Source organism: Cellulomonas sp. Marseille-Q8402 (genome assembly GCF_965119525.1).
Map to the genome: position 1 here is coordinate 789,343 of NZ_CBCPLX010000002.1, position 19,725 is coordinate 809,067.

Here is a 19,725-nt window from a genome sequence, read left to right on the forward strand (position 1 = left end):
TCAGGCCTGCTCCTAGACGGTGATGCCCATCAGGGCGTCGTCGGGCAGGCGCACACGGCGGGCCTCGATCACCTCGCGCACGCGCTCACCGGGATGCGCCGGAGCACGGGACACGGTCTCGTAGATGGCCTTGCCACGGGTCGTGGCGAGCAGAAGGTCCTTGTCGCGCTCGACATGAGCCTTGAGGACGTTCCACACGACACCGACGTTGACACCGTTGCCGAGCTGCTTGTACGTCAGCGCGTCCCGCTGGGTGCCGAAGTCGAACTCGTCCGGCAGGCCCTGCAACCGTGCTGCCTCCGTGGGGGAGAGCCGGCGGCGGAGCGGGCCGAGGATCGGAGTCTGGGTGATGGCGACCAGTGCAGGAAGGTGCGTCATCCGCTTCGCTCGGATCCCCGACGGCCGGAGGGAGAGGACGCAGTTCCAGAGTGACGTCTCGTCCTGCGCCTGCCACTCGAGCTTCTGGCGGCTCTCAGGGAAGGTGCGGGTCTTCTCGAGCCACCGCGTCAGCCACTGAGCGTCGGTTGCGTCGCGGAGTCGGTCGTAGAGGTCCCAGTTCTTGCGGAGGAAGTTCGCCTTCCACGCAGGGACCATGACGCCGTCCGGCGCCATGAGCGCCTTCCGCTCCGCGGCGGAGCTCACCCAGACGTTGGCCCAGATGGGGAACCCGGGAAGCCGACGTGCCGGCTCGCCGGCAGCATCGGCGTCGGACGCGCGAAGCGCGAGCATGACCTGGACCCACTGCTCCCAGTGGTCGATCCAGCGTGTCTCGTCGTCGCTGATCTCCGTGCCGGTGATCCGGCGATCGGGATCGAGTGGGAGATCTTCGGCGAGGTCCCACTCACGTTGCATGCGGACCTGCGGGAGGAGAGAGACCGGCTCGATGTAGGGGTCGGCGACGTGGCCCTGCGGAACCAGGGTCGCGGTGATGAAGACGCGCTCGCGGACCTGCGGCGATCCGCCGAAAGCTGGGTCGATCTGGTGCGGCGAGAAGACTGCCGACGTCTCCGACACCTGGTAGCCCTCAGCGCGAAGCCGCTCGATGATCACCACCCACTCGTGAGCGTGGCGCGGCCCGGCGAGGTTGCGCACGTTCTCTAGGACGACCAGTGTCGGTCGCCGCTGCTGCACGACCTCCATGATGTTGAAGAACAGAGTCCCGCGGATCTCGTCCATGCCCTTCTGGGCGCCGCTCTTCGAGAACGGCTGGCACGGGAAGCCGCCGGCGAGGATGTCGTGCTCGCCCACGTTCATCACGAGGTCGTTCGCGTCCGCGGTGATGTCGCCTAGCGGGTCGTGGCCCCAGTTGCGGGCGTAGACAGCGGCAGCCGCCTTGTCGATCTCCACCGCGTACGTGTGCTCGGCGCCGAGAGCGTTAAGCACGGCAGCGAAGCCACCGATCCCCGCGAACAGGTCCGCGAAGCGCAGGGGCGTCGGCTGGGTCACGGGAGCTCCGTCCGGGGGGGTATCGAACATGTGTTGCAGCTTCGCACGTTCCGCGCTGCTGCACAAGGGTGACGCGCGCGGGGCGGTGGAGACGGCCCCCAGAGTCTTTCACGGTGCCGCTCCGACTCCGTCCGGGCGCGTGCCGCCGGGCGATCGTCAGCCGCCACAGAGCGTGGGACGGCGAGAGCGGGGCGGGTTGGTCTGTTACGCCGGACGGGCGAGATGGTCACGGTGAGCGACGAACGGTCCCCTCCACCGCGGATCCGCTGGTAGAAACTCTGCCGTGGGCAGCGTCGTGGTGGATCAGATCGGGTTCGACGGCAGGTTGCTGAGTGACGTGGACACCACGTTGACGATGCGACAGCGGGACGACCTGCTGCTCTCCGCCCTGCCGGGGTCCAGGGTGGAGAAGTACGCGGGCCAACGCGTGGTGCTCTACGAGGACCAGGTGATCCTCCGTGCGCAGGTCACGCACCTGGGCAGGCCGTGGCCACGGTTCAAGAAGCGCATCCAGATCCCACCGGCGTGGAAAGTCGCCTACCGCAACGCGCTCGCGGACGGCCTCACGCCTCGGTTCGTGGGCGTCTACCACTACGGCGACGTCACGATCTTCGTCGACTTCGATCCGAGTACCTACGTGCTGCGTCAGGCCAACAACTCGGCCGCCCACGTGGCGACGAACGACCTGTTCCAGGCTCAGACGCTCGGGGTGTTCAGCCGGACGGACCGAGGCGACAACCACCTCACCAGCGTCCGGGCTGACCTGTTTGCGGAGTACCTGCACGAACAGGTGCGCGACCGTCCCCGGTACCTCGACGTGTTCGACGACTTCAACGCCGAGTTCCTCTCCGAGAAGAGAGTTGACGCGCTGGACGCGGTGAGGGAGATGCACGAGGCCAGGTGGCCGGACACCATGCAGGGCGAGTGGGCCGGCTTCTACCTGGAGTACAGGCTCGACGAGTTCCTGCGGCGTTCGGGTGCTCACCGTCTGGTGGGCTTCCAGAAGGAGAAGCGTCGCGGCGAGCTCGACTATGACCTGGCGTTCACCGACCAGGGGCGGATCGCCTATTTCGGAGACCTGAAGGCGTCGAACATCGCGGGGCACGAGTCGCCAGGTAACGATGCCGAGGACATCAGGCGGTGCGTGGCTCAGTACGGCCGGTTCTGGTACGTCATCTACGAGCACGAGACTTGGCACAGCCGCGACGAGGGCGATGCCCCGGTCGTCGCCTGGAACGAGTGGCGGCGCTCCGTCGGATACATCGGGCGGAACGACTACGACCCGCTGTCCTACGCCCGCCGGTTCAAGTCAGCTGTGCAGTTCTCGCGGATGCTCGTGCTGGAGGTGAACGCGGCCAACTTCGACATCGTGCTCGGGGACTTCAACCAGGGTCGTCAGCCCGGCGGAGCTGCGAGGGCGATCAAGGTGATGATCAACAAGCGCAACATCGACAACTTCCTGGTGCACTCGGCGCGCGTCGACTAGTGGTGCTCGACCCGCGCGTCACCGCGCTAGCAGCATGGTCGACCTGGCGGGCTTTCGTGCCAGAGGCGGTCCGTGCGTCGCCGTCGGTTCCGGGCGTGTACCTCTTCCGGCAACGTGGTGCTCTCGTCTACGTCGGTATGGCCGGGGAGCGCAGCGGCCGAGGCCTGCGAGGGCGGTTGACCATCTACGTGTCCGGGCGTGCTCCGCACAGCGGTCTCGGCAACCTCGCGCTGGAGCGAGCGCTCGCCGATTCTGAGTGGTTACGCGAGCGGCTCGCGGAGGTTGAGAGGGGCGAACCTCGGGGCGTGCAGGACTGGGCTCGCGCGGCGGTACAGCACGCGGACCTGCAGGTGGCCTGGGCGACGACAGTGACTCGAGCGGATGCGGCGGCATTGGAGCGCTCTGTGCTTGATGCCTCACGCGACCAGCCGCTGTGGAACCGGCTCCGGTAGAAAACCAGGACGACCGCACCGGCGCGAGCCGGTCAGTCAGATCGGCCCGAGGGGCCCGCCCGCGTCAGTCGCGCCACATGCAACGCCAGATGCACCTCCTCCTCCCCACCCACCCCCCCCACCCGAACCGCCCCCGCAGCAGCCCCGCGATAGCCACGGCAGAAGCGAACGCCCGCGGATGCTCCCCCCGCACCGCCTCCCGCAGCGCCAACGCCCCACCCCCGTCCGCCACCGCCACCTCCGCGCCTGCCGCACAAACAGGTACCGCAGGTGCGTCACGAACCGCGCCACCTCCAGCGACTCCTCGTCCAGCACGCACCCGTGCAGGTGCCCGCCCGCCCGCGCGCGCCGCCGCGAACGCCTCGGTCATCTCGACCGTCCGCGCCATCTCCCCGCCGCCGCCGCCTTCGCCGCCGAGCTCCGCGTTCACGAAGTGCAGCGCCAGCGGAACCGCCTCCAGGGCGCCCCGGACGAGAACACCGCGTCCGGCACGTCGCCGAGCGCGAGCACCCGCCCCGCGCCCGGCGCCAGCACCGCCCGCGTCCGCAGCGCCGTCGCGACCCCCCACCTGCGCCCGGCCCCACAGGCGCGCCAGCAGGGTTCGGGGTATCCGTGAACCCGAGCGTCATCGTCAGCACGAACGCGATGAGCACCGCGAGCCCGCTCCCGATCAGCTGTATCGCGAAGTCGCCGACGCCCATCGTCGCGGTCAGTGTGATCGCACCCGGCAGGATGAACCCCTCCGCCGCCGAGCCTCCCGCCGCGGCGATCGCGCCGCCCACCGCGCCGCCGATGCAGGCGTAGATGAACGGCTTCTTCAGCGGCAGCGTGACGCCGTGGATCGCGGGCTCGGTGATGCTGGTTCTATTCGTGACCAGTGAGAACACAAAGGCATCGTGGGGCACCATTAGCGAGGTCGGGGCCTCATGGATCACTCAGATCGACCACAAGATATGCAACATTGCGCCCTTTTGTCCCGAGCATCCGCTCAATTACGAAGCACAATGGCAGAGCACCGGGGCTATCTGGATGGACCAAATCAATGCCGACGCGCTCTGTCAGAAGATCGAGGCGGCGTGCGACGTGCTCCACTACCCGAAGAAACGGCGGGCGGAAAACGGTCGGTATCTAGAGTCGCTGGTTGACGTCCGCCTGTCCTGAAGTCGGCCGGATGTAACCTGGAATGGTCCCGAGTTGCTCGGTGGCGTGGCGGGCGATTGGCCCTTGTCTACGTCACTTCGGTGGGATCTCTTCGTCGTGGGCACCCGGTAATCGAGATGGCGGCCTGAGAGTACTGCCGCGCACACTCGTGCTTTCGGCGCGTGTGCGTCTACTTCTGGGTCCACCGCGGGCTTGGTTGTCGTTCAGTACACGACTCTCCCCGACGCGTCCGGAACCCCCGACTTCCGCCAGAAGTAGCTCCGCACCTGGTCCCGCCACTCCACCGCCGACCGCCGCTGCGCACCGAGCCGCTCCCGCACCCGCGCGTCGAGCTCCACAGGCACGGCCCCGCCCACGAGGTCGGCCAGCGAGTTCCACGCCGCCTCCACCCCGTCGAGCCCGGCGACGGCATCGGCCCGGGAGTCGTAGATGTGCTGGATCACCGTCTTCCCCGACCGCAGTGCGTGCGAGTACGGCACGTGGTGGAAGAACAGCAGCAGCTCGTCAGGGCAGGTGTCCACCGACTCGTACACCTCCCGCCACGGCGAGGCGTACTGCCCGGCGTAGCCGGTCCCCGTGGCCACGGTCCGGTCCACCCCGATGCCGTCCCGGTCGGCGAAGTGGTACGTCCCCCACGGCGAGTACTCGTACCCGTCGACGGACGGCCCGCCGTGCGTCCCGGGCGTGACCATGAACCCGACACCGAGCGGTGCGGTGTACCCCTCGTACCGCAGCCACGACCCGTCCATCATCGTGTGCAGCACGTCCCGGATCCGCCCCGTGGCCGACGACGACGCCCCGGCGAACGTCAGCGCGATCCACTCGTCCAGCACGGCTTCGGCCCGGAGGCTCGAGTCCCACGCGAGCCGGCCGAAGGCGTAGAGATTGGCCTGCGCCAGCGGGTGCCCGGTCCAGAAGGGGTCGTCGCCGACGTTCGACACCCCGGCGACGCCACCGCCCCGGGTGGCGACGGTGGCGGCCACCGATCGCGAGCCGTCGAGCCGGATGCCCAGGTGCTCCCGCCACGCCGGCGCCAGGTAGCAGACGTGCCGCTGCTGCCCCGTGTACTCCTGCGTGACCTGCAGCTCGAGCGCGAGGCGGGTGCGCGGCATGGCGGCGAGCACGGGGGACACCGGCTCCCGCGCCTGGAAATCCATCGGCCCGTGCTTCACCTGCAGCACGACCTCGTCGGCGAACTCCCCGTCGAGCGGCGCGAAGTGGTCGTACGCGGCGCGGGCTCGGTCGGTCCGACGGTCGCGCCAGTCCTGCGTGTGGTTGTAGACAAACGCCCGCCACAGCACGGTGCCGCCGTGGGGGCGCAGCGCCGCGGCGAGCATGTTCGCGCCGTCGGCGTGGCTGCGGCCGTAGGCGAACGGTCCGGGCTGGCCCTCGGAGTCGGCCTTGACCAGGAACCCGCCGAAGTCCGGGACCGCGGCGTACACGCGGTCCGCCGCTGCGGCCCACCACGCCGCCACGTCCGGGTCCAGGGGGTCCGCGGAGACCAGCCCGCCCAGCAGCGTCGGCGACGCGAACGACACCGACAGGAAGATCCGGATCCCGTACGACCGAAAGACGTCCGCGATCCGCGCGACGTCGCCGAGCCCGTCGGTGAGCAGCCGCGCCTCGCGGGCGTGCACGTTGACGTTGTTGATCCCCACGGCCTCGACCCCGGTGGCGGCGAGCAGCCGGGCGTAGTCGCCGACCCGGCTCAGGTCGGCCCGGACCTCGCCGTCCTCGTAGAAGATCGAGCCGCCCGAGTACCCGCGCTCGACCTGGCCCATGATCGGGTGCACCGCGACGTTGTCCCAGTGGTCGAGCATCCGCAGCGGCTGCTCCGGCGCGCTCGCCGTAGTGCCGACCAGCGGCTCGGCGCCGAGCAGACGGTCGACGGCCTCCTCGCGTGCCAGCGCGTACAGGCCGCGCAGGGCGGCCGGCCCGTCGGCGCCGAGCACGACGGTGCGGTCCCCGGTTCGGACGATCGCGTGGCCCCCGGCCGGGACGTCGGGCAGCGCGGGCAGACCCACGTCCGACGGGGACCCCACATCTCCAGCGGTCCCCACGACCAGCGCGGCCGTGGACGGCGAGGCCGACGTCCCCAGCTCGGCCCGCGCCGTGTCGAGGCACGGCCCCGACCCGAGCACGGCGGCGGGCAGGTCGCGCAGCGGGGCCAGGGCCGCGTCGGGCAGCCAGGCGGGGTGGACGGTGACGGCGACGGCGTTGTCGTGGGTCATGGCTCCGGTGGTGGGGTCGGTGGGTCAGGAAGGCCCGCGCGCCGGTGCGGCGACCAGCGGCGGGACGAGCAGGGTGGCGAGCGTCGGCTGCCACAGCGGTGCGGTGTGCCACCGGGCGGACAGCCCGCCGTCGACGGCCCGGGTGAGCAGCAGGCGGTGCGGGGACGCCGTGGCGACGAGGTGGGCACGCACGGTGCCGCCGGGCAGCCGCTCGGCGCGCGCGGCGACCGGGACGACGCCGTCCGGGACGGGGTCGCTCGGGGCGCCCGACGCCGCGTCGCCGGCACGGAGGGCCAGCGACCCGGCCGTCCACGCGCCGGGGCGCAGGTCGACGACGCCACCGGGCCGGCCGTCCCCGGTGGGCAGCGTCAGCCGCCAGCCGGCGTCCCCGAGGTCGGCGAGCGCCCAGCCCCGGACGTCGAGCTCCGGGCCGTCCTGGGGGAGGTACCGGTCCCGCACGTCCCACGAGTCCCGCGCGACGACCCGCGCGGCCTGGCCCGACGGTCCCGACCCGTCACCCGCAGCAACCACCAGCCGCCACAGCGCGTCCAGCACCCGCTGCGTGTCCGTCGCCGCGCCCTGGTATGCCACGACCACCCCGGTCTCGGGGACGACGAGCGTGAACTGCCCGTACGCGCCGTCCATCCGGAAGCCGTGCCGGCTGCGCCAGACGCCGTACCCGTACCCGAGCGACCAGTCGTCCGGAGCGCTGTCGGTCTCGGCGCTGGGCACGAACGTCGACGCCATGGCCTCGACCACCGACGCCGGCAGCACCCGCCGGCCGTCGGGCGCCAGCCCGCCGGCCGCCAGGGCCGCGCCGAGCCGGGCCTGGTCGTCGACGGTCAGGTGCAGCCCGGAGAAGCCCTGCTCCACGCCGGCGAGCGGCCGCCACCAGCGGGGCCCGACGCCGAGGGGGTCGAGCAGCCGGGGCCGCAGGTACGCGGACGGCTGGGTCCCGGAGACGGCGGCGACGACGCGCGCCAGGGTGCCGGTGGCGGGGGAGGAGTACGCGAACCGCGACCCCACCGGGAACGCGGGTGGCGTCGTCAGCAGGACCGCGGGGTCGACGGGCATCCCGGCGGTCTGCTCACGGCTGTGCCCGGTGGACATGGTGAGCAGGTGCCGCACGGTGAACCCGTGCGGGTTCGGCAGGTCCAGGTGGCGGTCGACGGGGTCGTCCAGCGTCAGCCGGCCCTCGGACTCGAGCAGCAGCACAGAGAGTGCGGTGACGGACTTGGACACGGAGTAGACGAGCGCGGCGTGCCCGGCGTCGTACGGGGCCCAGGTCGCACGGGCCAGGACGGTCCCGTGGCGGGCGACGACGAGGGCGTGCGGGTCGAGCCCGTCCAGGGCGTCGAGCAGGTCGGCCACCAGGCTCTCGTCCACCGCCCCCTTCACGACCCCGCCCCGCCCGACGGCGGCGCCGTCGACGACCGGACCACCAGCTCGGTGACGAGCTCGATCCGCATGGACGGCGGCTCCCCGCCGGCGGCCAGGGTGAGCAGCATCCGGGTGGCCAGCGAGGCCATCTCGCGCAGCGGCTGGTGCACCGTCGTCAGCCCGGGGTTGAGCCACTGGCTGATCGGCAGGTCGTCGTAGCCGACGACGGACAGGTCCTCGGGGACGCGCAGCCCCAGCTCGCTGGCCGCGCGCAGCACACCGAGCGCCTGGTAGTCGGAGCCCGCGAACACGGCGGTGGGCCGGTCGGGCCCGCGGAGCAGGTCGATCCCGTGCCGGTAGCCGCTCTCGGCGTCGAAGCCGCCCCAGCGGATCAGCGCCGGGTCGCACGGCACCCCGAGCTCGTCGTGCGCGCTGCGGAAGCCGTCGACCCGGGCCCGCGAGCAGAGCATGTCGTCCGGTCCCGAGATCGCGGCGATCCGGCGGTGGCCGAGCGCGAGCAGGTGCCGGGTGCCGGACAGGCCGCCGTTCCAGTTGTTGGAGCCGACCGTCGGCACGCCGGCCGGCGGCTCGCCCTGGGTGTCGACGACGGCGAACGGGATGGTGCGGGACTCCAGCTGGTGCCGCTGCTTGGCGTCCAGGCCCGACAGCACGAGCAGGACCCCGAGCGGGCGGCGCGCCATGACGTCGTCGATCCACTCCTGGGGCGGGCGGTGCGAGCCGCCGAGCTCGGAGAGCACGACGCCGACGCGCTCGGGGCCGCAGACCTGCTCGACGCCCTTGATGATCTCCTGCGCCCAGAGGTTGTCGGCCTCGTGGAACACCAGGTCGAGCAGCCGGGGGCCGGTCCCGGTGCCGCGGGTGGCGACGGGCTTGCGGTAGTCGTGCCGCTCGAGGGCGGCCTCGACGCGGGCGCGCGTCGCCTCGGCGACGTCCGTGCGGCCGTTCAGCACCTTGGACACGGTCGGGATCGAGACGCCGACCTCGGTGGCGATGTCGGCGATCGTCGTGCGGCCTCTCGGCATGGCTCCCCTTCGAAACTGTCGCTGTCGCGCAGCGGATCTCGACTGTAGCGCACGGCCCGCCCGAGCACGTCAGTCACGGAGCGCTTGACTCGCCCCGCAGATCGCCCCTACGGTTCCCACAAACGTATCGGTGCCGCTTTCGCAACTTTCGAGATGCGAGCGAGGTCCGGACCCACGACGAAGTGGATGTGAGATGAGCGACGCAGCACCTCCTGTCTGGCGCGACGTGCGCCGGCCGGCGCCGGAGCGGGTCGCGGCCCTCGTGGCCGCGATGACCCTCCGCGAGAAGACCGGCCAGCTGGCCGGTCTCTGGGTCGGCGCGGACGCCGCCGGCGGCGACGTGGCCCCGCACCAGGGCGACATGGCGCAGCACGCGACCTCGTTCGGCGAGGTGATCGAGGACGGGCTGGGGCAGCTCACCCGGCCGTTCGGCACCGCGCCCGTGGACCCCGTGCAGGGCGCGCGGTCCCTGGCTCGGGCGCAGCGCGCGGTGATGGCCGCCAACCGGTTCGGCATCCCCGCGCAGGTGCACGAGGAGTGCCTGGCGGGCTTCGCCGCCTGGGGTGCGACCGCGTACCCGGTCCCGCTGTCCTGGGGCGCGACCTTCGACCCGGAGCTCGTGCAGGAGATGGCGGCCCAGATCGGCGCGTCGATGCGGTCGGTCGGCGTGCACCAGGGGCTGGCGCCGGTCCTGGACGTCGTGCGCGACTACCGCTGGGGCCGCGTCGAGGAGACCATCGGCGAGGACCCGTACCTGGTCGGCACGGTCGGCGCCGCGTACGTGCGCGGCCTGGAGGGCACCGGCACGGTCGCCACGCTCAAGCACTTCGCCGGGTACTCCGGGTCGCGCGCCGGGCGGAACCACGCCCCGGTCTCCGCGGGGCCGCGCGAGATGGCGGACGTGTTCTACCCGCCGTTCCAGATGGCGCTCCGCGAGGGCGGCGCCCGGTCGGTGATGAACTCCTACGCGGAGGTGGACGGTGTGCCCGCCGCCGCGGACCCGCGCCTGCTCACCGGGCTGCTCCGCGAGGAGTGGGGCTTCGAGGGCGTGGTGGTCGCCGACTACTTCGCGGTCGCGTTCCTGCGGACGCTGCACCGGGTGGCGGCCACCGACGGCGAGGCCGCGAGCCGTGCCCTCGCCGCCGGCGTCGACGTGGAGCTGCCGTCGGTGCACACCTACGGCGATCCGCTGGTGGCGGCGGTCGAGGGCGGACAGGTCCCCGAGGAGCTGGTGGACCGGGCGCTGCGCCGGGTGCTCACCCAGAAGATCGAGCTCGGCATGCTCGACCCGGGCTGGACGCCGGACGTCCCGGGGGAGCCGACGCTGGACACCCCCGAGCAGCGCCGCACCGCGCTGCGGCTGGCGCAGGAGGCGGTCGTCCTGCTGGAGAACGCGAGCGGCGTGCTGCCGCTGCGGCCGGCGGCGCGCGTCGCGGTGGTCGGCCCGCTCGCCGACGACCCGTTCGCCATGCTCGGCTGCTACTCGTTCCCGTCGCACGTCGGTGTGCGGCACCCGGAGCACCCGGTGGGGATCGAGATCCCCACCGTGCTCGAGGCGCTGCGGGCGGCGCACGGCGGCGAGGTCACCCACGCCCGCGGCTGCGACGTGCAGTCGGCCGGGCGCGACGGGTTCGCGGAGGCGGTGGCGCTCGCGGCCGCCGCCGAGGTCGCCGTCGTCGTGGTCGGCGACCGGGCGGGCATGTTCGGCCGCGGCACCTCGGGAGAGGGGTGCGACGCGCCGGACCTGCGGCTGCCGGGGGAGCAGCACGCGCTGGTCGAGGCGGTGCTCGCCACCGGCACCCCGGCCGTGGTGCTGGTGCTCTCGGGCCGGCCGTACGCGCTCGGCGCGTTCGCCGGTCGCGCGGGGGCGCTGGTGCAGACGTTCTTCCCCGGGCAGCAGGGCGGGCCCGCGGTGGCCGGCGTGCTGACCGGGGCGGTGGACCCGTCCGGGCACCTGCCGGTCGGCATCCCGCGCGAACCCGGGTCGCAGCCGTCGACGTACCTCGCGCCGCCGCTCGGCCGGCGCACGCAGGTGTCGAACCTGGACCCGACGCCGCTGTTCCCGTTCGGCCACGGCACCTCCTACGCCGAGCCGGTGTGGGGCGACGTGACCTGCGACGCGGGGGCGTGGCCCGTGGACGGCGAGGTCCGGCTCGACGTCGTGCTGCGCAACCCGGAGGACCGGGTGCTCGCCGACGTCGTGCAGGTCTACCTGCACGACCCGGTCGCCGAGGTCACCCGGCCCGACTCCCGCCTGATCGGCTACCGCCGGGTGGAGCTGGATCCTGGCGCCGAGGTCACGGTGACCTTCGCGCTGCACGCCGACCTGACCGCGTTCGCCGGGTCGGACGGCGGGCTCGTCGTCGAGCCCGGCGACGTGGAGCTGCGGGTCGCCCGGTCCAGCGCGGACGTGCACGCGGCCGTGCCTCTGGTTCTGACGGGGGAGCGGCGCCCGGTCGGGGCGGATCGCAAGCTGGTCGCGGCGTCGGACGTCCGGGTCGGCGAGGTGGTGGGCGGATGAGCGCCCTCGGGTCGCCGACGGTCGCGCCCCCGGCGGCCGAGGCCGGGGTGCCGGCGCCGCGGCGCCGTGGTCGCCCGCCCCGGCCGCGCGGCCGCGCGGCGGGCAAGGTCCCCTGGCGGACCGTCCTGCGCCGGGACTGGCAGCTCTACTCGCTCGCCGTCCTCCCGCTGCTGTTCTTCGCGGTCTTCCGGTACCTGCCGATGGCCGGCAACGCCATCGCGTTCCGGCGGTTCCGTGCCGGCGGCTCGATGTTCGGCGACGAGTTCGTGGGACTGCGCTACTTCGAGATGTTCATCAACGACCCGCAGTTCTGGCAGGTCTTCCGCAACACCTTCGTGCTCGGTGGGTTGACGTTCCTCGTCTGCTTCCCGCTGCCGATCGTCCTCGCCCTGATGCTCAACGAGGTGCGGCTGCGGGCGTTCAAGCGGGTGCTGCAGTCGATCTCGTACCTGCCGCACTTCATGTCGGTCGTCATCGTCGCGGGCATGGTGCTGCAGCTGGTGTCGCTGAACGGCACGGTGAACCACATCGTGACGGCGTTGGGCAGCGACCCCGTGGCGTTCATCCAGGAGCCGGGCTGGTTCCGCACCATCTACGTGACCTCCGAGGTCTGGCAGACGGTCGGCTGGGGCACGATCCTCTACCTCGCCGCGCTGTCCGGGATCGACGGCAACCTCTACGAGGCGGCCCGCATCGACGGTGCCAACCGCGGGCAGCAGACCTGGCACGTCACCCTGCCGGGCATCCGCCCGACGATGGTCACGCTGCTCATCCTCAACATCGGCACCTTCATGGCGGTCGGGTTCGAGAAGGTCCTGCTGCTGTACAACCCGCTGACCTACCCGACGGCCGACGTGATCTCCACGTACCTGTACCGGCTCGGCATCCTGTCGGGCAACTTCTCCTACGCCGCCGCGATCGGGCTGTTCGAGTCCGTGATCGGCCTGACGTTGATCCTGTCAGCCAACGCGATATCGCGCCGAGCAGTAGGGACGAGCCTGTGGTGACCCCGACGTCGACACCGGGGGCGGCACGCCCCACCGTGGTCAAGGACAGCCGCGGCTACCGCGTGTTCCGGGCCGCGAACGCGACCGTGCTGATCCTGCTGTGCCTGGTCATGCTGTACCCGTTCGCCAACGTCATCGCGCAGTCGTTCAGCTCCGAGGCGTACATCACCCGCGGCGAGGTGTCGTTCCTCCCGCGGGGCTTCAACACCGAGACGTACGGCCGCGTCATGTCCGACCGGCTGTTCTGGCTGAACTACCGCAACACCGTCGTCTACACCGTCGTCGCGACCACCATCGCGATCGTGCTCACCACGACCTACGCGTACGTGCTGTCGAAGCGCGGGCTGCGCGGGCGGACGTTCCTGATCGGCGCGGCGATGCTGACCATGTTCTTCAACGGCGGCCTGATCCCGAACTACATCCTGATCAACCAGCTGGGCTTCAAGAACACGCTCTGGGCGATCGTGCTCCCCAACGCGATCAGCGTGTTCAACCTGCTGGTGATGAAGTCCTTCTTCGAGAACCAGCCGGAGGAGCTCGAGGAGGCGGCCGCGATCGACGGCCTGGACACGTACGGCCGGCTGTGGCGCATCGTGCTCCCGCTCAGCAAGGCGGTGGTCGCCACCATGCTGCTGTTCTACGCGGTGTCGTTCTGGAACTCCTGGTTCGCCGCGTTCCTGTACATGGACGACAAGGAGCTGTACCCGGTCACCGTGTACCTGCGGAACCTCCTCGCGTCCGCGAGCACCGCGGCGTCGGTCGGCGGGGGGTCGACCGACAACATCACGCAGGTCGCGTCCAACATCAAGGCCGTCACGATGACGCTGACCGTGCTGCCCATCCTCGCCGTCTACCCGTTCGTGCAGAGGTATTTCGTCTCCGGCGTGATGCTCGGGGCCGTCAAGGGGTGAGTCCACACCGCGCGGTTCCCCGCGCGGTTCGCAGATCGATGACGATCCAAGGAGGACGTGTGCTGACACGACGAGGACGGGCCACCGCGGTGCTGGTCGCCGGGGCGCTGGCGCTCGGGACGAGCGCGTGCGGCTCGGGCAGTGACGACGGGGACGCGGAGGTGACCGACGACCAGCGGGTCGGCGCGATGGACGACTTCGCGGTGGGCGACCAGTTCACCGCGACCGAGCCCATCGAGCTGTCCATGCTCTACCGGGACCACCCCGACTACCCGTACCAGGAGGACTGGCTGCTGGTCACCGAGCTCGGGGAGCGCACGAACGTCACGCTGGACATGACGTTCGCGCCGCTGGACGGGTTCGAGCAGCGGCGCAGTCTGCTGATCTCCGGTGGCGACGCCCCGGACATCATGCCGGTGGCGTACGGCGGCCAGGAGACCCCGTTCGTCGCCTCCGGAGCGCTGCTGCCGGTGAGCGACTACTTCGACCTGATGCCGAACTTCTCGGCGAAGGTCGCGGAGTACGGGCTGGACGAGTGGCTCGACACGCAGCGGCAGGAGGACGGCAAGATCTACCTCCTGCCGGGGCTGATGGAGTTCGTCCGGCCCGACTACACCGTCGCGCTGCGCACCGACATCCTCGACGAGCTCGGTCTCGACCTGCCGACGTCCTGGGACGGGCTGCGTGACGTGCTCGCCGCGATGAAGGAGGCCTACCCGGACGTCACGCCGATGACCGACCGGTTCGAGGGCAAGCTGCTGCTGAACAACACCGCCGCGGCGACGTTCGGGTTCCCGGGAGCCCCGAGCGGCTACTCCGGCAACGCCGCCACCTGGGACGAGGAGGCCGGCGAGTACGTCTACACGGCGGCGCGTCCGGAGTTCAAGGAGATGCTCGAGTACTTCCACGGGCTGGTCGCGGACGGCCTGCTCGACCCGGAGACCTTCACCCAGGACGACGACCAGGCGGTCAACAAGTTCGTCTCGGGCCAGGCGTTCGCCATCACGGGCAACTCGCAGTTCATGACGCAGTACCGCACGTCCATGGACGAGACGCTGGGCGCCGGCGCCTACTCGGTCGCGAAGATGCCGATCCCGACCGGCCCGGCCGGCGACGTGATGGGCGGTCGGCCGATCGAGAGCGGCATGATGCTCTCCGCGGACGCCGCCGACAGCGACACCTTCGTCGCGATGATGCAGTTCATCGACTGGCTGTACTACTCCGACGAGGGCCTGGAGCTCACGACCTGGGGCGTCGAGGGCACGACGTTCGAGAAGGACGCCGACGGCGTGCGCTCGTTCACCGAGGACGTCGACTTCCTCAGCCTCAACCCGAGCGCGTCCACCAACCTGCGCACGGACTACGGGTTCTTCAACGGCGTGTTCATGCTCACGCAGGGCACCACCGAGGACCTGATGAACTCGATGCTGCCGGATGACGAGCGGTCGTGGCGCGAGGAGATGGTGCAGACCAAGGAGGTCCTGCCGCCCCCGCCGCCGGCACCCCTCGGCGAGCTCGACCTGGAGCAGGTGGCGCTGTGGCAGTCGGCGCTCGGCGACTACGCCGACCAGAACACGCTGCAGTTCATCCTCGGCACCCGCGACCTCGCGGAGTTCGACGACTTCGTCGCCGAGCTCGAGGGCAAGGGGATGACCCAGTACATCGACAAGGTCAACGAGGCGCAGCGCGCGTTCGCCGAATCGAGCAACTGACCCCGTGGTCCGCCGGCCGGCGACGACCGGCCGGCCGGTGGACCACACCGGATCCGCCACCACTCGGAGGACGCCCACCGTGCGTACCGTCGTGCCCACCACCCCGATCGGCGCCCTGCCGGACGCCTGGCGCGCCTGCGTCGGCACCGGCCGGCTCAACCTCGCCCTGCGCTCCGACTACCGCGACTCCCTGGCCCGGGTCCAGCAGGACATCGGCTTCCGGTACATCCGCGGGCACGGGCTGTTCAGCGACGACCTCGGCATCCACCGGGCCTACCGCAGCGGCGGGCGACGGCAGGTGCTGCACGCCTTCGGCTACCTGGACCAGGTCGTCGACGGGTGGCTCGCGGCCGGCGTGCGCCCGTTCCTCGAGACCGGGTTCATGCCGTCCGGCCTGGCCTCCGGGGACCAGACCGTGTTCTGGTGGCGGGGGAACGTCACCCCGCCCGCGGACCACGACGAGTGGGCGGACCTGGTGCGGGCGACTCTGCGGCACCTGGTCGACAGGTACGGGCTCGACGAGGTGCGCACCTGGCCGGTCGAGGTCTGGAACGAGCCGAACCTGCCGCACTTCTGGAGCGGCGACCAGGAGGCGTACCTGCACCTCTACCGCGTGACGGCCGAGGCCGTGAAGTCCGTCGACGCGGACCTCCAGGTCGGTGGCCCGGCGATCTCGCCGGGGTCGGACGACTGGTGGGAGCCGTTCGCGCAGTACGTGACCGCGCACGACGTGCCCGTGGACTTCGTCAGCCGGCACGCCTACTCCTCCGGGCCGGCGCAGCACGTCCCGTTCGGGGTCCACCAGACGCTGGCGCCGCCGCAGCGGCTGCTCGAGCAGTTCGGCGCGCCGCGCGCGCACCTGGCGGGTACGCCGCTCGAGGCGCTGCCCGTGCACATCACGGAGTTCAACACCTCCTACCGGCCGGACAACCCCGTCCACGACACCGCCTACAACGCCGCGTACCTCGCGCCGGTGCTGGCGGGCGGCGGCGACCTCGCGGACTCCTTCTCGTACTGGACCTTCTGCGACGTGTTCGAGGAGGAGGGCCCGCCCGCGGCGCTGTTCCACGGCGGCTTCGGCATGCTGACGCACCGGCAGGTGCCCAAACCGACTTACCACCTCTACGCGTTCCTGGCCCGCATGGGCGAGCAGGTGCTGGCGCGCGGGGACGACCACCTCGTGTGCCGGACGTCGGACGGCCGGGTGAGCGTGCTGGCCTGGCAGCCCGTGCACGGCACCGGCGACGACCTGACGGCGCACCCGCGGCACACGGTGCGGCTCTCGCTCCCGAGCGGGGGCACCCGCGTGGTCGCGCTGCGGTCGTCCGTCACCGAGGACGAGGGCAACGCCTGGGCGGCCTGGCGCGACCTGGGCCGGCCGCGCTCCCCGCACCCGCGCGTGCTGGACCGGCTTCGCGAGGCCGCCGAGCCCGTCCGCAGCCGGATCGTGCTCCCGGTCGTGGCAGGGCGTACGGACCTCGACCTCGTGCTGGGCAGGCACGAGGTCTGCCTGGTCGAGCTCGAGCCGGTCGACGACGAGACGCCGCCGTGGCTCGACGACACCCGGCTGCTCGGGGACGCCGTCCCCGGTGCGCAGGACGCGCCCCGGTGAGCGCGCAGCTCGCAGAGGTCGGCTCCGGGCCGCTGGCCCGAGGCGCGTCCGCGGTCCACTGGTACCTGGTGGTGGACGTGCTCATGGTGCTCGTCGCCGCGCCGGGCCTGGTCGTCACGGCGCTGCTCGCGCCGACGGGGTCGAACGCGCCGCTCGTGGTCCTCGCCGCGCTGCCCGTCGGCCCGGCCCTGGCGGCGGGGCTGCACGCCTGGCAGGTCGCCGGCACCGACCGGGACCTGACCCCGGCACGGCACTTCGTGCGCGGACTGCGCCGGAACACCGTCGACGTGCTGCGGCTGTGGGTCCCTGCCCTCGCCGTGCTCGCGGTGGTCGCGACCAACCTCGCCCTGAACCGGGACGGGGGCCTGTCGCGCGCCCTGGTCGGGATCTCCTTGGTGCTCGCGCTGGTCCTCGCGCTCTGGCTGGCGAACGCCACCGTGATCGTCGCCCGGTTCTCGTTCCGGAGCCGCGACACCGCGCGGCTCGCGGCGTACTACCTGTTCCGCTGCCCCGGGAGCGCGTTCGCGGCCGCGAGCCTGCTGGTCGTCGCGACCGGGCTGCTCGTCCTGCTCGGCGAGTGGGCGCTGCTGCCGACCGCGGCGGCGTTCGCCTGGTGGCTCCACCGTCACTCCCGGGCCCTGCGCTCGGACATCGAGGAGAGGTTCACCCGCCATGACTGACGCCCGCCGCCCGCCCGCGCCCGTGCCGACCCCGGCGCGGCTGCCGACCACGCCGACGATCGCGTTCGGCGGGGACTACAACCCCGAGCAGTGGGGCAAGGACGTCTGGGACGCCGACTACGCCGCGTTCGACGCCGCCCGGATCACCACGGTGACGCTCGGGGTGTTCAGCTGGTCGCTCACCCAGCCCGCCGAGGACACGGTCGACTTCACGGTCCTCGACGCGATCGTGCAGCGCGCGGTCGACGAGGGCCGGCAGATCTGCCTGGCGACCGGGACCGGGGCGCTCTCGCCGTGGATCGCCCGGGCGTACCCCGAGGTGACGCGGGTGGACTTCGAGGGCCGGAAGCACCGCTACGGCCAGCGGCACAACGCGTGCTGGAGCTCGCCGGCGTTCCGGCGGCTGACGGCCGGGATCGCCGGGCGGATCGCGGAGCGGTACGCGGACCACCCCGCCGTGGTCGCCTGGCACATCGGCAACGAGTACGGCGGCGACGGCGGGGCCTGCTACTGCGACCTGTGCGCCGCCGAGTTCCGGGTCTGGCTGCGCGCCCGGTACGGGACGCTCGACGCGCTGAACGAGGCGTGGAACGCCACGTTCTGGTCGCACCGGTTCACCGACTGGGACCAGATCGAGCCGCCCAGCGCGCTGACGGAGCACTGGAAGGGCCGCGGGTACACCGCTTTCCAGGGGATCACGCTGGACTACTACCGGTTCAGCACCGACAACGCGATCCGGCAGTTCTGCGAGGAGAAGGACGCGATCCGCGCGCACTCCGACCTGCCCGTGACGACCAACTTCATGGGGTTCTTCCAGCCGCTCGACTACCACCGCTGGTCCGCGCACCTGGACTTCGCGTCGTGGGACAACTACCCGCCGCGCAGCGACGAGCCGTGGCGCACCGCGCTGACCCACGACCTGATGCGGGGCCTGAAGGACGGCGCCCCGTTCTGGCTGATGGAGCAGACGCCGACCGTCACGGCCTCCCGGGACGTCAACCCGGTGCGCCGGCCCGGCATCATGCGGCTGTGGTCCTGGCAGGCCGTCGCGCACGGCGCCGACTCCGTCCTGTTCTTCCAGCTGCGGGCCTCCCGCGGCGCGTGCGAGATGACCCACGGAGCGGTGCTCGACCACTCCGGCCGGCTGGACACCCGGGCCTTCCGGGAGGTCGCCGGGCTGGGCGCCGAGCTGGAGCGGGTGGGGGACACGCTGCTGGGCGCGCGCACCCCGGCGCGCACCGCGCTGCTGGTCGACTGGGACTCGTGGTGGGCGGTCGAGATGGCCGACGGGCCGAACCGCCTGGTCCGCTACCTGCCCACCCTGCTCGAGTGGGGCCGGGCGTTCTGGGACGCCGGTGCCCAGGTGGACGTCGTCCCGGTGACCGCGGACCTGTCCGCCTACGACGTGGTCGCGGCGCCGCTGCTGCACATGGTCAAGGGCGACCTGGCCGACCGGCTCGCGGCCGTGGCCGCCCGCGGAGGGACCGTGCTGACCGGGTACCTGTCGGGCCGGGTCGACGAGGACGACCGGCGGTTCCTGTCCGACGTGCCGGGGCCGCTCGCCGGGCTCGCCGGAGTGCGGGTCGCCGAGACCGACGCCGCCGAACCCGACGTGGCCAACCCGGTGACGTTCACCGGACCGGGGCCGCTGGCGGTCGACGGCCGGATGGTCTTCGAGGTGCTCGTGCCCGAGGGTGCCGAGGTGATGGCCCGGTACGGCGCGGACTTCTACGCCGGCGAGCCGGCCGTCACCCGGAACCGGGTGCCGGCCGGTGCGGACCGCGAGGGGCACGTCTGGTACGTCGGCACCGAGCTCGCCCAGGCGGGGCTCGCGCACGTGGCCCGCGCGGCGCTCGACCGGCACGGGCTGCTCGGCCCGTACGCCGACGTCGCGGGCCTCGAGCTGGCCACGCGCGTGACGACCGGGGGCGACCAGGTCGACCTGGTGCTGCACCACGGCACCGCGCCGGTCACCGTCCCGGCGCACGCGGACGGCACCGACCTGCTCACGGACCGGCGGTGGACCCGCGGCGAGCCGGTCACGTTCGCGCCCGCGGACGTGGTGGTGCTCCGGCGGTGACGG

At 72.0% G+C, this 19,725-nt stretch carries 14 protein-coding genes; 10 read left to right on the plus strand and 4 right to left on the minus strand.

Features of this window, described 5'->3' with window-relative positions:
• Positions 1 to 12 precede the first annotated feature (12 nt).
• Positions 13 to 1,446 (minus strand): DNA (cytosine-5-)-methyltransferase, encoded by a 1,434-nt coding sequence (gene dcm, locus ACWPWW_RS14625; protein WP_454051079.1) that lies wholly within the window; start codon positions 1,444 to 1,446, stop codon positions 13 to 15.
• A 283-nt stretch (positions 1,447 to 1,729) separates the two neighbouring features.
• On the opposite strand from dcm, the gene ACWPWW_RS14630 reads away from it, so the two are divergent.
• The 3 genes from ACWPWW_RS14630 to ACWPWW_RS14640 all read left to right on the plus strand — a co-directional run bounded on the left by ACWPWW_RS14630 (position 1,730) and on the right by ACWPWW_RS14640 (position 4,545).
• Positions 1,730 to 2,932, plus strand: coding sequence for a hypothetical protein (locus ACWPWW_RS14630; RefSeq protein ID WP_454051080.1), 1,203 nt, complete (start codon positions 1,730 to 1,732; stop codon positions 2,930 to 2,932).
• Between the two features lie 1,064 nt (positions 2,933 to 3,996).
• On the plus strand, positions 3,997 to 4,188 hold the full coding sequence (locus ACWPWW_RS14635; protein WP_454051081.1) for a hypothetical protein: 192 nt from the start codon (positions 3,997 to 3,999) through the stop codon (positions 4,186 to 4,188).
• Positions 4,189 to 4,545, plus strand: coding sequence for a hypothetical protein (locus ACWPWW_RS14640; RefSeq protein WP_454051082.1), 357 nt, complete (start codon positions 4,189 to 4,191; stop codon positions 4,543 to 4,545).
• A 203-nt stretch (positions 4,546 to 4,748) separates the two neighbouring features.
• Here the strand turns inward: ACWPWW_RS14640 and ACWPWW_RS14645 are convergent, their stop codons facing one another.
• The 3 genes from ACWPWW_RS14645 to ACWPWW_RS14655 are packed head-to-tail and all read right to left on the minus strand — an operon-like array spanning position 4,749 to position 9,199.
• Positions 4,749 to 6,776, minus strand: a complete 2,028-nt coding sequence (locus ACWPWW_RS14645) for an alpha-glucuronidase (protein WP_454051083.1) — start codon at positions 6,774 to 6,776, stop codon at positions 4,749 to 4,751.
• A 24-nt stretch (positions 6,777 to 6,800) separates the two neighbouring features.
• Entirely contained in the window at positions 6,801 to 8,162 is a 1,362-nt protein-coding gene (locus tag ACWPWW_RS14650; RefSeq protein ID WP_454051084.1) for a serine hydrolase domain-containing protein, read from the minus strand.
• A gap of 8 nt (positions 8,163 to 8,170) precedes the next feature.
• The gene (locus ACWPWW_RS14655; RefSeq protein WP_454051085.1) at positions 8,171 to 9,199 is read right to left on the minus strand and encodes a LacI family DNA-binding transcriptional regulator; all 1,029 of its coding nucleotides are present in this window, start codon (positions 9,197 to 9,199) and stop codon (positions 8,171 to 8,173) included.
• 193 nt (positions 9,200 to 9,392) lie between these two features.
• Between ACWPWW_RS14655 and ACWPWW_RS14660 the strand changes: the two genes are divergently transcribed.
• The 7 genes from ACWPWW_RS14660 (at position 9,393) to ACWPWW_RS14690 (ending at position 19,722) form a co-directional block, all read left to right on the plus strand.
• Positions 9,393 to 11,720: a beta-xylosidase/alpha-l-arabinosidase gene (locus ACWPWW_RS14660; protein ID WP_454051086.1), complete on the plus strand. Its 2,328-nt coding sequence runs from the start codon at positions 9,393 to 9,395 to the stop codon at positions 11,718 to 11,720.
• The gene (locus ACWPWW_RS14665) at positions 11,717 to 12,727 is read left to right on the plus strand and encodes an ABC transporter permease (RefSeq protein WP_454051087.1); all 1,011 of its coding nucleotides are present in this window, start codon (positions 11,717 to 11,719) and stop codon (positions 12,725 to 12,727) included. The genes ACWPWW_RS14660 and ACWPWW_RS14665 overlap by 4 nt, the downstream gene beginning before the upstream one ends.
• A complete protein-coding gene (locus ACWPWW_RS14670; RefSeq protein ID WP_454051088.1) occupies positions 12,721 to 13,638 on the plus strand; it encodes a carbohydrate ABC transporter permease in 918 nt (305 codons plus the stop codon). Before ACWPWW_RS14665 ends, ACWPWW_RS14670 begins: the two co-directional genes overlap by 7 nt.
• Before the next feature lie 59 nt (positions 13,639 to 13,697).
• Positions 13,698 to 15,350: an ABC transporter substrate-binding protein gene (locus tag ACWPWW_RS14675; RefSeq protein ID WP_454051089.1), complete on the plus strand. Its 1,653-nt coding sequence runs from the start codon at positions 13,698 to 13,700 to the stop codon at positions 15,348 to 15,350.
• Positions 15,351 to 15,429: 79 nt separating this feature from the next.
• A complete protein-coding gene (locus ACWPWW_RS14680; RefSeq protein ID WP_454051090.1) occupies positions 15,430 to 16,962 on the plus strand; it encodes a GH39 family glycosyl hydrolase in 1,533 nt (510 codons plus the stop codon).
• Positions 16,959 to 17,642 carry a hypothetical protein gene (locus ACWPWW_RS14685; protein ID WP_454051091.1) on the plus strand — a complete coding sequence of 228 codons (684 nt, stop codon included), beginning with the start codon at positions 16,959 to 16,961 and terminating at the stop codon, positions 17,640 to 17,642. Before ACWPWW_RS14680 ends, ACWPWW_RS14685 begins: the two co-directional genes overlap by 4 nt.
• Positions 17,635 to 19,722 carry a beta-galactosidase gene (locus tag ACWPWW_RS14690; RefSeq protein WP_454051092.1) on the plus strand — a complete coding sequence of 696 codons (2,088 nt, stop codon included), beginning with the start codon at positions 17,635 to 17,637 and terminating at the stop codon, positions 19,720 to 19,722. The genes ACWPWW_RS14685 and ACWPWW_RS14690 overlap by 8 nt, the downstream gene beginning before the upstream one ends.
• Positions 19,723 to 19,725 lie beyond the last annotated feature (3 nt).